The organism is Halopseudomonas phragmitis (assembly GCF_002056295.1).
Classification (GTDB): domain Bacteria; phylum Pseudomonadota; class Gammaproteobacteria; order Pseudomonadales; family Pseudomonadaceae; genus Halopseudomonas; species Halopseudomonas phragmitis.
Genome location: NZ_CP020100.1, coordinates 2,668,366 through 2,682,978, shown reverse-complemented (window position 1 = coordinate 2,682,978; position 14,613 = coordinate 2,668,366). Strand labels below are relative to the sequence as shown.

Sequence of the window (14,613 nt, the reverse complement as noted above, 5' to 3'; positions counted from 1 at the left end):
GCTCAGGGTTCTTCCTCGGTCACGCGCAGCAATCCCCAGAGCCCCGAGGAGTTGCCGAAGGCGCCATAGTCGCGATACAGGTAGTCGCCGGGAATCGCGTTGACGCCACCGGCCGAGGGGAACGGGAAGCTGAAGTGAGCCGCCGGTAACACGCTTTCCTGAGCACCGGTGTACTGCGCCATCGGGTTGTGGCCATAGCGCACCGAGCCGATCCCCGGATATTTCTGCGGGAAGCCCAGGCTGTCGGTGAACTCCGGCACGAAGGGATCCTTCGGCCACAGGTGACCGGCCAACTGGAAGATCGAGCCACGGCTGCCACCAGCAGGCATGGTCAGGTTGATACGGAACGGCTGGCCCTTGCGTACCCGCAGGATCGGGGTTACCGGGTCACCGCCAACCACCGCATTGCTGTAGGCCATGTGGGCGTTGGGAATGTCACCCCAGCCTGCCCCACCGGCCCGACCGAAGGGCGCATCCGGTGGCACTTTGAAGCGATACCAGAGCGGCTCGGTACGGTAGTTGACCGCCATGCCCGAGTTGTCCTTGGGATCGTTCGGTACGCCAATCCCTTCCACTGCGATGTTTTCCACCGGTCGGCCATCGGCCCAGCGCGGATTCATGCCCTTTTGCCAGATCAGCGAGAAGTCGCGGAAGCTCGGCCCGGAATGCGGCTTTACGGTCGCAGCAGCACGGCTGTTGGCGTCTTCGGTCCAGGTTGCGCCCATGCCCAGGATCGACATGGCCCCGACCAGCCCTTTCTGCGGCTGCTTGATCACATCGGCAGGCAGCAGGTTAAGGGCTCCGAATTCGATCGGCGTGGCGTTGATGTTGTCGATATTGCGGCCCAGCCGCGCCAGTGGCCGCCCCTCACGTTCATGATGGCCGACGTAGAACTGGTACTGCCGGGTTGGCCAGTTACCGCTGTTGCCCACCCGCGGCGGCACGGTCTGGACCGGGTTGAGGCCAACGTTGAAGCCGTCCGAGGTGGTGACATCGTAGGCCAGCAACTGGGCATGAATACCGACATGCGCCGATGGCTTCATCAGATTGTTGTTGAAGGTGGTCGAGCCCTGGTCACCAAACCGGTCACGCTTCACAGTACCCTGCATAATGGTGTAGTTGGGCAGGTCGAGCATGTCCGTTGGCAGGCGGTTTTCCAGCGTGATCTGCAGGCAGTCGCCAGCGGCGGCACGCAGTACCAGCGGCTCGACCGGAACGCCGGGCTTGAGCTTGCCAGTAACCGGGTCCAGATCTGACTTGCGGACATACAGGATTGCCGTCGGGTCATGCAGCGGCCCGCTTTGCCCGCCAACGGTGAAGGAAGTCCCATGCTCCGGGTCATAACCGGACATTTCTGGAATATTCACCAAGCGCGGATTGAGTACCAGGGTGCCGCCATCGGCCCGTGGCGTGGCGCCGACATGCAGGCCCTCGCCCTCGGGGTCGACCAGGCTCAGGTTCAGCGGGTTGTCGAGCACATCATTGGCCAGTACCGCAACCACCTCGTAGTTGCGCTGCGGCGTAGTCCTTGTGCCGATCCCGCTCGGGTTCGGGCTGAAGCGCGGGCACACCCCGTTAAACGACACGGTATTGCGCGCTGCCACTGGCAACGGGTTGTTAGGCAGCGGCATCAGATCGTTGCGGCTACTGCCATAGTTGCGCAGGATGCCCCAGATACCGCTCCAGTAACCCTCCATCGCCGCATCCATGGTGTAGAGGTGATCGCCGGTATCGCTGGCGGCACCGGACATCAAGGCTACCGGACTGACGAAGCCGAACTGTTCGGAGATCCCGACCATCTGCGCCGCGCGCCAGCCGGACGTCGAACTGTTCTGGTAACCGGTACCACGGTGCAGCCACTTGATGCCATGCAGACCGACGATGTGCTCTTCCTCATGCCCGCCAGCGATCACCCGCAGCCGCACATTGTCACCGGTGTAGGTGCGCAGCATCGGGGTGAAGGGATCACCCGGCTGGTCGCCAGCCCGGTTGATATGCGGCGGCAAGCTGGTATTGGCCCCGGTCGGGCCCAAGGCGTTGAGAACCTGGCTGGGTGCCAGATTCAGCGCCGCAATGGCCCGGTCAGTGCGACTCTGCATAGCGAAAGCCAGGTCGCCAGCCAAGCCAGCGGCCTGCATGCCGGGCTTGCCATCAGGGGCAATTCGCTCGGGATCATAGATCCGCATGGCCAGCGGCTCATGCCGGTAGTTGACCACATAAATACCCGGGTCCTCAGCGGAAATTGCCTGCGGACACGGACGGTTCGGGCAACCTTCCAGCTCGCCACCGGCAGCCTCGACCACCGACTCCAGCAGTGAGGCCGCGCTCTTGCGTACCGGCGGGTTGATCGCATAACGGAAGGTTTCGCTGGTTACCGGATAGGCAACCGGATTTGGGATACCATCGGGCCCGGCACCGACATAGACCCCAGCCTCGTAGGCATGCTGGAAGTCGCTGAAGGCCAGGAAGAACTCCCTATAGCTGTCGTTTTTGCCATCGCCATTCAGGTCACCGGCAGCAATCACTGCCTGCCAGGATGTCGGTCCGCCGTCATGCCTGGTGTATAGCGGCTCGCCGGTTTCAGAGTGGAACCAGCTGGAGCCGGCCGGCTCGATCAGTACAGTGGCGTACAGCCCCATTTGCTGGTGGGTCGAGGGCCCGAGGTGGTCGTGGGTGAAGATGTTGCCCAGCCCCCGGTCGATGTTGTAGACATTGACGATCGGGTCGGCGAACCAGCGTTGCTGCAAGGTTCTGGCACCAATCCAGTCGCTGCGGTTATAACGCCCGAAGAACGGATGCTCAGCCGCCAGCGGGCATTCCAATTGACCGTCACGCGGGTCACCGGCCTGGCAACCATGATAGGCACGGATGGCCTTGATCCGTTCGACCACTGCGCTCGGCGACAGGGCACCATCCTCGTAGTTCCAGCCATTGGCCGAACCATCGGCAGCCACTAGGTCCCACTTGGGCAAATGGATATGCTGACCTATCACATCAGTCGGGGTACGTACCTGATAGTCGTCCAGCTCAAAGTATTCCGGGATCAGATTGGTCTGCTGATACATCGCGCAATCCAGGCTGTTCAAGCGCATAACCAGCGGTTCCGGTGGCTGCTGCTTGGTTATGACCGGCCAGGCATCCTCCCACAGAGTCACGATCCGTTGTTGCGGATAGTGATAACCGGCCTTGTTGAATACTGCGTTGAACTGGATATTGGCCGCTTTGTAGATCCGTGGGCGGTCGGCGGTGAATGGCGATGAGCCCTTGAACGACAAGCCATCGAGTTTCTCGCCGCTGTAGAACCGGCCCTCGCCGTAGTCCTTGGTCATGGTTCGCTGGCGGTCATCCATGCACGGCTCAAAGAATGGCGCTCCAGCCATCGGCAAGCCGCCATTGGTACGAAATACCGCGCTCTTGACATTGCCATCAGGCAACACGGCATAGCTGGAGTGCTTGTCCTGGGCGTGGAACAGCATGGCTGCCTGCTCGACGTCAGTGCCCTCTTCCGGGAAGTAAACCGGTTTGGCCCGGCTGATCACCTTGGAGAAGTCCAGAGCGCTGGTGGCTACCTCGGCCACTCCGCCGTTGGCCCAGCCATCCAGCGCATGGCGCGGCAGCCCGCCGTCCCAGCCGTCGACCTGCTTCGGATCCAGTGCAGCCCATAGTGCGTTGCCGGAATCACGCAGCGCCTCGGCCTGCTGCGGCCCAAGCATATCCAGCGGCGGGGTCGGCGGACGCTGACCGACACTGTGCTCAATCCCTCCGATCCAGAACGGGAAGCCGGGGTTGCGCAGCGTGCCATCGGGCAGTCGGTTGTCATCACTACGATCAACCAAAGCAACCGAACCAACTATGCGTTGCGAGCCGCCATCATTGCCCGGCGGATAGCTGCTGCTGTTGTAGCCGTGATCAGCCAGAGCTTCACTGTCGGCCAGCTTCGGTACTACGCTGACCCGGCCCGGCATCGGCGGCAGCGCCTTGCCCGGCAGCGGTACCACAGCTGGGATCGGCGTGCCGGCAACAATCTCGCCATCGGGCAGAGCCCGGGCTCCTGGTGCCGGTAAGCCTTCGCGCAGGGCAAAGGGCTCCTGGTGGAAGCCATCGTCACCCTGCTCGGAAACCGCCAGCCGGGTGCCCTCTTCAAACACATCATGAATCCGCCACAGGTTCCACATGCCCTGGGCAAAATGCGGATAGAAATGGCAATGGTAGATGGCATCGCCGGCTACCCGGTTGCGATTGCCCGAACCGCCAAAGGCAATTTCATAGGTCTGCCCGGAACCTGGGCCAATCCCCTGGGCATCGACATAATCGGAATTGTCATCATTGGGATTGAAGATCCATTGGTGGGCATGCAAGTGAAAAATGTGATGTTCATGCCCGGCATGGGTATTGCGGAACTTGACGAAGTCGCCGATGTAGCTGTGGTTGACGCTGGACGGATCGGCCGGATACAGCGCCATGCTAGCCTTGATCCCGACATTGTCCGGATGTGGCGTCTGGCCTGGCTTGAGGTTTTCCAGCCCGACGTTGGCTGGCACATCGACCAACATGGCAACATCGCCAACGGTATGCGAGCTGAGGAAGAATTCCTCATAGGAGCAACTGAGGCAGTCATGCATAGGACCCACACCCAGCCGGTTGGCGATGATTTCCGCGCCAATCCCACCCGATCCATAGTTGATCATGAAGGCGTCGCGGGTTGGCTCGAGAACGTGACCAAACACCTCGTCTTCCCAGTAGCCCGGAAACGCTTGGGCAGCAGCCACTTCATCGTGCCAGGCCGAAGCAAAATCACGGAACGGCTCAAGCCGGTTGGGGATCGATGGATTGCGCTTACCGATGCTTTCCAGTGGGTAGGTCGAAGGCGGGAAGCTGCCATCAGAGTTGGGCCCCATCACCACAGCATCAGGCTCACTGATCTGAATCTGGTTGCCATCGAGCATGCTTAGGATTGGCCGCCCGGCCTTGCCTTCACTGATCCAGGGCTCTGCCTGCGGATAACGAGCCTCGTAATCAACGACCGGATGACCTGCAGGCGTCCGGCCAGTGGTAGCCAGCCGCATTTCCTCTTCGGTCAGGGTGTTGCGATACATCCGCGCACCCGGTGGCAGCACGATAACCTGGCCAAACAGGCCATTGCCGATGTTGCCGCCATTGCCCTGACCACCGAAGGTGGCCCCATAACTGGTGGCCAGAAAGGTGCCTTCACGCTCGGCGTAAAGGGTATAGCTGCGGCTCATGCCCGGGGCCAGCAGCATATTGTCATTGGCCCCGGTATTGGCTGACAGATCTTCTATGCTGTTAACCGCCTGCAGGCCGTTGACCAGAAAGCCGACATGACGGTCGGCAACCTGATCATCGATCTGCAGCTCAGGCTCAACCTGACCGCGCCGCGGGTTGTCCTGCGGATCCAGCAGATTCTGCAAATGGATGGTCAGACAGTCGCCAGCGGCGACCCGGAGAATCAAGGGCCGTGGACGCTTATCCGGTCGCAGCAGAACCCGACCGGGAATCGCCGCGCCGCCCTGGCTCAGAAGCTGGTGGTTTTCATCGACCACATCCGAGCGCAACGCGAACATCATGCCGTTGATATTCTGCGCACCCAGCCGGTTGAACATCAGCGGCTGGTCGAGCGCCACTACATGGGCTTCGAGGTGTCGCTGGCAACTGGCCGCAGCCTGGGCCCCTGGCGACAGTGCCAGGGCCAGCAGAGCCCACAACAGCAAGGCCAGGGGGCCCGAAGAGAAGAAAAATGTCGGAGCGAGAACGCTCCTGTCGGATAACACCTTGGCCCGGTTCATTGTGAGGCCTCCTGTTATGCATGACTGTGCCCGTAACAATACTGGCAGCAATACTTATGCCAGTGCCTGGCGGGTCTGCTTCGCGGCTGCGGGCCGCTGTGCGGGTTGCCGGCAGCGCCTTGCAGGCGCGAATTGCGGATGCTCATAGCCAGCCCGATTCTGCCGACCACGGAAACGCTTCAGCTCGGGTAAAACCCTACCCAGCACCGGGGATTCCCCACCCATTTGGGGCTCGACTCAGCCCCTCAGTCGGTGCCGCGCCAGGCCAGATAACGCTGCATGACCAACGGTACATAACGCTGGGTTTCACCGATGTCAGGAATTCCACCGGCGCGGCTGACCCGCCCTGGCCCGGCGTTGTACGCCGCCAGACCAAGCTCCAGGTCACCCTCGAACAACTCCATCATCTGTTTGAGATAACGCGCTCCACCGGCCAGGTTCTGGCCTGGGTCCCAGACATCCTCAACCTCCAGTTCACGCGCGGTTGCCGGCATCAGCTGCATCAGCCCAGCCGCGCCCTTGGGCGAGAGAGCCAGGGGGTTGTAGCCCGATTCGGTCTGGATTACCGCATGCAGCAGGCCTTCCGGCAGGTCATGCTCGGCGGCGGTCTGGCGGACCAGTTCGGCCAGCTCATGTGAGGGGATGGGGGCTACCCGAGCGGAGGCTGACGGCCCGGTCCGGGCATGCAGCACAACAGGTTCAAGCCCCTGTCCCGGGCGGTGAACATTGGTCAGGATCAAAGTGCCGGTGGAGGACTCACCACGGTAGAACGTTTCACCGGCCCCGCTTTCCAGAGCCAAGCAACCCAGTGATAACAGCGCAGTGCAGCAGATGCGACGCATAGGCCGTCCTCCCGATCGACTCGGGTAGCCAAGCAAGGGGCGTGCCGTTGATCGTTCGCGACTGCCCCCCAGAAAACACAACAATCGTGCACAGCTCTTGCATGGTGACTGACGTACCTTTGTCCCCCAGGAGATTTCCCCATGTTCCGCACTCGTTCACACAGACGCCATCGTGGCTTCACCCTGCTCGAACTGCTGGTGGTTCTGGTCGTGCTGGGCATGCTGGCCGGTATTGTCGGGCCGCGCTACTTCAACCAGCTCGGGCGTTCGGAAGCCCGGATCGCCCATGCCCAGATCGAAACTCTGGTAAAGGCCCTGGATATCTATCGATTGGAAAACGGCGACTACCCCACCACCGAGCAGGGCCTGCAAGCCCTGGTCAGTCCGCCGGGTGGCGTGACCAACTGGGGTGGCCCGTATCTGCGCAAAGGGGTTCCCCAGGATCCCTGGGGGCGTGACTACATCTATCGCTCGCCCGGCGAGCACGGCGAGTTCGACCTGCTCAGCCTGGGCCGCGATGGCCGCCCCGGCGGCGAAGGCGACAACGCTGAAATCACCAGTTGGTAGTGGAGGGTCGTCCATGCGCTTCCTGATCAAGGCCCTGCGCCTGCCCGATCATGTCGTCCAGCTCGAATATGAAGCGGCCAGCGCCGAAGAGGCCGGGCGCCGGGCCGAGGAACAAGGTTTGAGGGTGCTTGGGATTCAGCGCCAGCTCGACTGGAACGTCAGCCGCTGGTTCAGCCGCGAACGTTTCCCGCTGGCGCTGTTCAGCCAGGAACTGGCTATTCTGCTTAACGCTGGCCTGGTCCTGACCGATGCCCTGGAGAGCCTGGAAAACAAGGAAAGCGACCCGCAGGTCCGCAAGATACTCGCTGGCCTGATTCAGGCCCTGTATGAAGGCAAATCCCTGTCCGGGGCGCTAACCGGCTACCCGTGGATCTTCCCGCCCCTGTTCATTGCCCTGATCAAGGCCAGTGAACGCACCGGCGAACTGGGCCCGGCACTTAACCGTTATGTTGGCTATCGCGCCAGCCTTGACGCCATGCGCCAGAAGGTCATCAGCGCCTCAGTCTATCCGGTACTGCTGCTCGGCGTCGGTGGCCTGGTCCTGCTGTTTCTGATCGGCTATGTAGTGCCGCGCTTCAGCCTGGTATTCGAGGGTATGGAGCATCAGTTGCCCTGGCTGTCGCAGGTGCTGATCGATCTGGGAAATTTTTTGCAGCAACATCAAATACTACTGTTGCCCGGATTGTTGGGAATCATTGCCCTGGGCCTGTTGGCGGCGCGCAGCCATACCTTGCGTCGGCTTCTTGGTCGGCAAATTCAGCGTATTCCACGCCTGCATAAAGCGCTGTTGACCTTTGAACTGGCCCGTTTCTACCGCTCTCTCGGCATCCTATTGCAAGGCGGGATTCCGGTGATAGACGCACTATCGATGGCCAGCGGCCTGCTCGGCGAGCAGTCACGCCAGCACCTGCTACAGGCCCAGAACCGGGTGCGTGAAGGCTCTTCCCTATCCATGGCCCTGGAGACCTATGGCCTGTCGACACCGGTTGCCCTGCGCATGCTCCGGGCCGGAGAGCGCTCAGGCAACCTGGGGGTAATGCTGGAGCGGACCGCCGACTTCCATGAGGCCCAGACCAGCCGCTGGATCGAATGGTTTGTACGACTGTTCGAACCACTGCTAATGGCTTTTATCGGCCTGCTGATCGGGACCATCGTAGTGCTGATGTATATCCCGATCTTCGAGCTTGCTTCCAGCATCCAGTAGCGTACTGGTCAACCGAGGTTGACCAGCACCCGCCCGATCATCTTGCCGGCCAGGATTTTCTCGATCTGCTCCGGCAGCTCCTCAAGGCTCACTTCGTGGCAGAGGCTGTGCAGGTCGGTCTTCCACTGCAGCGACAGGCGATCCCACATCGAGGCCTTGACGACCAGTGGCTGCTCGACCGAGTCGATCCCCAGCAGGTTGACGTTGCGCAGAATGAAGGGGAATACGCTGGCCTGGAACTGACCGCCTGCGGTCAGTCCACAGCAGGCGACACTGGCGCCATAGCGCAGTGACTTGACCACGTTGAACAGAATGTCGCCGCCGACGGTATCGACCGCCCCGGCCCACTGCTCCTTGAGCAGCATCTTGTCCTTGCCAGCTTCCAGCGCCGAGCGGTCAACAATCAGGCTGGCGCCCAGGCGCTTGAGAAAATCAGCCTGCAGCGCCTTGCCGGTGGCCGCTGCCACCTCATAACCTAGCCCGGCCAGAATCGCCACGGCGATACTGCCGACACCGCCAGTCGCCCCGGTCACCAGAACCGGACCCTGCCCCGGCGCCAGACCGGCCTGTTCCAGCTTGTCGATACACAGTGCCGCGGTCAGACCCGCTGTACCCAGCACCATGCTGTCGCGCAGGCTCAGCCCTTCAGGCCGTTTCAGAACCCAGGCAGCCGGTACCCGGATATACTGACCGAAACCGCCAGCAGTGTTCATGCCAAGGTCGTAACCGGTGACAATCACCTCATCACCCACCTCGAGCTCGGCCACCGAGCTGGCCTCCACTACCCCGGCGGCGTCGATGCCCGGAGTATGGGGGAAATTGCGGGTCACGCCCTTGTTGCCGCTAGCCGACAGGGCATCCTTGAAGTTCAGCGAAGAATAGGCCACCCGGATCAGCACTTCACCCGGCGGCAGTTCGTCAATATGGCGCAGACTCACCTGGGAAACATAGTTGCCCTGCTCCTCTGTCACCACCAGAGCCTTGAATTCCGACATGCTCAGCTCCTACCAGAATCGTTGATTGTTGAACCGTGAAGCCCAGGTCAGCAGCAGCCGATCCAGCGTTGCCGACAGGGTCCCGGAGAGTTTTTCCTGGATGCGCTTGCGCATCGAATAGTGCACCTCGAACACATCGGCCTGACGGACCCGCTGACTCAGATACTGATCGCTGGTGGTCAGTTCATCAGCCAGGGTCCGCTCCAGCGCCTCGCTGCCGAACCATACCTCACCCGTGGCTACCGCATCGATATCCAGTTGCGGGCGGTAACGACCGACAAAGCCCTTGAACAGGCGATGGATGTTTTCCAGGTCTTCCTGAAATTTTTCCCGACCCTTGTCAGTGTTCTCGCCGAACAGAGTCAGGGTCCGCTTGTATTCACCGGCGGTCAGCATCTCGTAATCAATGTCATGCTTTTTCAGTAGCCGATTGAAGTTGGGCAACTGTGCTACCACGCCAATCGAACCAAGCATGGCAAAGGGCGCGGCCAGAATGCGGTCAGCGATACAAGCCATCATGTAGCCACCGCTGGCGGCGATCTTGTCGACACAAACCGTAAGCGGCACTCCGGCTTCACGGACCCGGCAAAGCTGGGATGCGGCCAGGCCATAAGCATGCACCATGCCGCCACCGCTTTCGAGCTTGACCACCACCTCATCATCAGCATCCGCCAGCTCCAATACTGCCGTGACCTCATGGCGCAGATTTTCCAAGGCACTGGCCTTGATGTCGCCATGAAAATTCAACACGAATACCCGCGCACGCTTTTCCTCGGACTTGCTTCGTGCTTTATCCTCTGCCTTGCGGGCCTTGAGCATGGCCTTGTAATCGGCTTTCTCCAGCACGGTTTGAGCCAGCTTGTCCGTCATTCTGGCCAGTTGTTCGTTGACCTTGGTCACCGTCAGACTGCCTTCCCCGCGCCGCTGCCGAGTCTTGGCCCCGGCTATCGCCGCTACCAGCACCAGCAACACCACCAGGACGGTAACCGCCTTGGCCATGAATAACCCATAATCAGCTAACCATTCCACGTAAGCACTCCAGCTAATGAGAGGGTTTCAAGCATAACAACAAACCTGTGCCAAACTGACATTTCCAGTTAAAAAGCAAATTCAAACAAACGTATGATTTTTTATTGACAGCCCCCCGCCCCCCGCCTAACCTCATGCTCAAGCTTCCAGTGCGATCCGTACCCTGAAGCTTGATGGGTGACCCACCATATTGGGTGAGCGGCCACAGCCGTCACCACAACAACAGCATGAATAGGACAGGCAAATGACTACCGTCGCAGACATCATCAGCAAGATGGAAACCAAGTTCAACGCCTCTGCCGCTGCCGGCCTGGATCTGGTGTTCCAGTTCAACATCGAAGATGGCGAAAACTTCAACGTAGCCGTCAAGGATGGCACCTGTGCCGTCAATCAGGGCGACGCTGCCGATCCGAACGTGACCCTGATCATGGACAGCGCCACTCTGGTCGGCGTGATGACTGGTGAAACCGACGGCATGCAGGCCTTCATGGCCGGAAAACTGCGCGCCGAAGGCGACATGATGCTGGCGCTGAAGCTGGGCGAGCTGTTCCCGGCTTAAGTAGCTTCACCCGTCACCACTTTGTGGTGACGGGTCATAACCCTCACCAATCCTTCAACAACACCCTACCTGATAAGCCGATTCAAACGGCCGTTTAACCTTGCTGCCCTCAGGTCACTGCATTAGATTAGCTGACTATTCATGCTAATCCGTTCATGCCTAGTACCTATCAAGTAAGGAAAACCATGTCCGCTACCGATCAGACTACCAGCGTTCGCCAGGGCGAAGAACTGGATGTACAAGCTGTCGATCAATACCTCAAGCAGCATATCGAGGAACTTGAAGGCACACCGCAAGTTCGTCAGTTCCAGGGTGGTGCGTCCAACCTGACCTACCTGCTCAGCTATCCTGGCAAGGATCTGGTACTGCGCCGCCCGCCGTTCGGCAAGAAAGCCAAGTCGGCACATGACATGGGCCGCGAATTCCGTATTCTCAACCAGCTAAACGCCGGTTTCCCCTACTGCCCCAAAGCCTACGTGCACTGCACCGACGAGTCGGTCACAGGCTGTGAGTTCTACGTGATGGAAAAGGTCGAAGGCACCATTCTGCGCGCCGATATCCCTACCGAACTGGGGCTGGACGAGAGCAAGACCCGGGAACTGTGCAAAAGCTTCATCGACAAACTGGTTGAACTGCACAACGTCGACTACGTAGCCTGCGGTCTGGGTGATCTGGGCAAACCCGAAGGTTATGTGAAACGCCAGGTTGAAGGCTGGATTGACCGCTACCAGAAAGCCGCCACTCCCGATGCTCCCGGCTGGGAGCCGGTGATTGCCTGGCTGCGTGAGCATATGCCGGCTGACCATCCCAAACCCGGCATCGTGCACAACGACTACCGGCTGGACAATGTGATCCTCGACCCGAACGACCCGATGCGCATCATCGGCGTACTGGACTGGGAGCTGACCACCCTTGGCGACCCGCTGATGGAGCTGGGCAACACCCTGGCCTACTGGATCGAAGCCAACGACCCGGCCGACCACCAGGCCACCCGACTGCAGCCGAGCAACGCCCCTGGCATGCTGACCCGTCAGGAGTTTGCCGACTACTACGCCGAGCGCGCCGGTATCCAGATCGACAACCTGGACTACTACTATGTGTTCGGCATGTTCCGTCTGGCCGGCATTACCCAGCAGATCTACTACCGCTACTACCATGGCCAGACCAGCAACCCGCGTTTCGCTGGCTTCATTGTCATGAACAAACAGCTGGAGCAGCGCAGTCTGGCCGTCATTCAGCAATCAGCCCTGTAACCAAAGGACAACAATCATGCAAAAGACTCAACTGTTTGACCTCGACGGCAAGGTCGCGCTGGTCACTGGCGCCAGTCGTGGTATTGGTGAGGCGATCGCCAAACTGCTGGCCCAACAGGGTGCCCAGGTCATCATCTCCAGCCGCAAGATCGACGATTGCCAGCAAGTGGCCGACGCCATCAACGCTGCTGGTGGCAAAGCCGTAGCCATGGCCTGCCACATCGGCGACATGGACCAGATCAGCCAGACCATCGGCGCCATCCGCGAACAGTTCGGCAAACTCGACATCCTGGTCAATAACGCCGCTGCCAACCCCTACTTCGGCAACGTGCTGGATACTGACCTGGGCGCCTTCCAAAAGACCGTAGACGTCAACATCCGCGGCTATTTCTTCATGTCGGTCGAAGCCGGCAAACTGATGCGCGAAAACGGCGGCGGTGCCATCCTCAACGTCGCCTCGGTCAACGGCGTAGTACCGGGCGACCTGCAAGGCATCTACTCGATCACCAAGGCCGCCGTGATCAACATGACCAAGGTGTTCGCCAAGGAATGCGCCCAGTTCGGCATCCGCTGCAACGCCCTGCTGCCCGGCCTGACCGACACCAAGTTCGCCTCAGCCCTGACCAGCAACGACAGTATCCTCAAGAATGCCCTGCAGCGCATCCCCCTGCGCCGCGCCGCCGATCCCAGTGAAATGGCCGGCACCGTCCTGTATCTGGTCAGCGACGCTTCCAGCTACACCACCGGCACTGCTATCAACGTCGACGGCGGCATGCTCGCCTGAGGCAAGCCTAGCAACAAAAAACCGGCGCCCAGCGCCGGTTTTTTATGCCCCTACAACTGCACTCCCATTTCACTCAAACCGCTGTAAAGCCTCAACCGCAGCTGGATTAAGCGGTACCGGAGTCAGCCCGGTCACTCCAGACTCGATGGCAAAGCGGGCGCCATCGGCCAGGGGCATGAAGCGCACGGTGAAGGCGTCGGCGCGCAGCCATAGGTCGGCATTGAGCTGATCCAGCCATTGCCACAGGTCACGCCAGGTGGGGGTGGCATGCAATTGGCTGTTGAGTTGGGCGTCCTGCTGACGCTGTTGTTCCAGCGCCAGGTAACGGCCGCGCAGGCGGTGCAGCCGATAGCCGTCCTGCAACCCCAGTACATGGGGCAGCCCAGCCCAGCGCAATACCTGAGCATCCAGTTCCCACTGGTCGCCATCCAAAGTCAGGCGGCGGGTTTTACCTGCTTCATTGACCAGCACCTCGTAACGTTGCGGTCCAAGCTGGCGCAGTTCCAGAGTCGCGACCGTACCATCGCCTTCCAGCGGACGGTAATAATGCAGATCCCAGGCTGCCAGACCGATTGCCAGGCTAGCAGCCAACCCCAATACCAGCAGATTGCCCTTTAGCCAGGCCAGCCACCAGCCCGGACGCCAGCCCAAACGCAACACAATCAATAGCATCAGAAGTGCAACTACACCCACCAGCACGGCTAAACCCAGGTATTGCATCTGTTCTCCTTGGAATCAGGCTGGCATGGGTGGGTCCTGACGACCGCTGCGGCGGGCCAGGTAACAGTCGATCAACCAGCGCGAGATAGTACCCTGGGGCGGGATGCCCGGGAGCTGGTCCAGCGGCCACCACTGGGCCTCTTCAATCTCTTCGGGTTGTGGGCGGATCTCGCCACCGACATAACGGGCGTGAAAGCCCAACATCAGGGAATTGGGGAACGGCCAGTTCTGACTACCCAAATATTCCAATTGCTCAACCTCCAGGCCGACCTCCTCCATCACTTCTCGATGCAGGCACTCTTCAGCTGACTCACCCGGCTCGATAAAACCGGCCAGCGTACTGAAAAATCCGGGACGAAAATGCGGGGCACGGGCCAGGAGAATTTCATCGCCGCGGGTTACCAGAACGATAATGCAAGGCGAGAGTTTGGGGTATTGGCGCAAGCCGCAGCCTGGGCACTCCATGGCCCGTTCAGCCGGGCGCGGCAACATGGCGGTGCCACAGCGGCCACAGAATCGGTGGGTTTCGGCCCAGGCATCCAGTTGCTGGGCCAGCCCAAGCAAACGGAAGGTCTGATCATCAACCTGGCCAATCAGTGCTCGCAGCCCGTGCCAGCTGATACCGGGCAAATCACAGGGCTCGGCCAACCGAAACAACTGGCACGGTTTGCCGTCCAGGTATCCGAGCAGCAGGCGCTGTTCTGTCCGGCCAAGGAATCGGGCCGTGTCAATATCAACCAGAAAGCGCCCTTCGTACAAGGCAAAGCGTTCCTGATAATAGACCACTACCCATCCATCATCAGGACTCTGACTTGGGTCATTGGCAGGAACAAAACGACCGAAGGGCGAATGCATC

11 protein-coding genes are annotated in these 14,613 nt (G+C 60.4%); 5 read left to right on the top strand and 6 right to left on the bottom strand.

Annotated features, from left to right (window positions below):
* Positions 1–2 precede the first annotated feature (2 nt).
* Entirely contained in the window at positions 3–5,804 is a 5,802-nt protein-coding gene (gene mnxG / locus BVH74_RS12415) for a manganese-oxidizing multicopper oxidase MnxG (protein WP_231705511.1), read from the bottom strand.
* 245 nt (positions 5,805–6,049) lie between these two features.
* Positions 6,050–6,646, bottom strand: a complete 597-nt coding sequence (locus BVH74_RS12410) for a lytic transglycosylase domain-containing protein (RefSeq protein WP_080050373.1) — start codon at positions 6,644–6,646, stop codon at positions 6,050–6,052.
* Between the two features lie 141 nt (positions 6,647–6,787).
* Here BVH74_RS12410 and gspG point away from each other — a divergent pair, with 141 nt between their 5' ends.
* Together gspG and BVH74_RS12400 are read left to right on the top strand one after the other, a co-directional pair.
* Positions 6,788–7,213, top strand: a complete 426-nt coding sequence (gspG, locus tag BVH74_RS12405; protein ID WP_080050372.1) for a type II secretion system major pseudopilin GspG — start codon at positions 6,788–6,790, stop codon at positions 7,211–7,213.
* A gap of 13 nt (positions 7,214–7,226) precedes the next feature.
* On the top strand, positions 7,227–8,417 hold the full coding sequence (locus BVH74_RS12400) for a type II secretion system F family protein (RefSeq protein ID WP_080050371.1): 1,191 nt from the start codon (positions 7,227–7,229) through the stop codon (positions 8,415–8,417).
* Positions 8,418–8,425: 8 nt separating this feature from the next.
* Here BVH74_RS12400 and BVH74_RS12395 read toward each other — a convergent pair whose 3' ends face one another.
* Both BVH74_RS12395 and sohB read right to left on the bottom strand, forming a co-directional pair.
* The gene (locus tag BVH74_RS12395) at positions 8,426–9,412 is read right to left on the bottom strand and encodes a YhdH/YhfP family quinone oxidoreductase (protein WP_080050370.1); all 987 of its coding nucleotides are present in this window, start codon (positions 9,410–9,412) and stop codon (positions 8,426–8,428) included.
* 9 nt (positions 9,413–9,421) lie between these two features.
* Positions 9,422–10,441: a protease SohB gene (gene sohB / locus BVH74_RS12390; RefSeq protein WP_080050369.1), complete on the bottom strand. Its 1,020-nt coding sequence runs from the start codon at positions 10,439–10,441 to the stop codon at positions 9,422–9,424.
* A 244-nt stretch (positions 10,442–10,685) separates the two neighbouring features.
* Here sohB and BVH74_RS12385 point away from each other — a divergent pair, with 244 nt between their 5' ends.
* The 3 genes from BVH74_RS12385 to BVH74_RS12375 all read left to right on the top strand — a co-directional run bounded on the left by BVH74_RS12385 (position 10,686) and on the right by BVH74_RS12375 (position 13,037).
* Positions 10,686–11,000, top strand: coding sequence for an SCP2 sterol-binding domain-containing protein (locus BVH74_RS12385; protein ID WP_080050368.1), 315 nt, complete (start codon positions 10,686–10,688; stop codon positions 10,998–11,000).
* 185 nt (positions 11,001–11,185) lie between these two features.
* Entirely contained in the window at positions 11,186–12,253 is a 1,068-nt protein-coding gene (locus BVH74_RS12380; protein ID WP_080050367.1) for a phosphotransferase family protein, read from the top strand.
* Positions 12,254–12,269: 16 nt separating this feature from the next.
* Entirely contained in the window at positions 12,270–13,037 is a 768-nt protein-coding gene (locus BVH74_RS12375; RefSeq protein ID WP_080050366.1) for an SDR family oxidoreductase, read from the top strand.
* 69 nt (positions 13,038–13,106) lie between these two features.
* On the opposite strand, the gene BVH74_RS12370 is transcribed toward BVH74_RS12375, so the two are convergent.
* Both BVH74_RS12370 and nudC read right to left on the bottom strand, forming a co-directional pair.
* On the bottom strand, positions 13,107–13,757 hold the full coding sequence (locus BVH74_RS12370; protein ID WP_080050365.1) for a hypothetical protein: 651 nt from the start codon (positions 13,755–13,757) through the stop codon (positions 13,107–13,109).
* A gap of 15 nt (positions 13,758–13,772) precedes the next feature.
* Positions 13,773–14,612 (bottom strand): NAD(+) diphosphatase, encoded by an 840-nt coding sequence (gene nudC, locus BVH74_RS12365; protein WP_080050364.1) that lies wholly within the window; start codon positions 14,610–14,612, stop codon positions 13,773–13,775.
* Position 14,613: the final 1 nt, after the last annotated feature.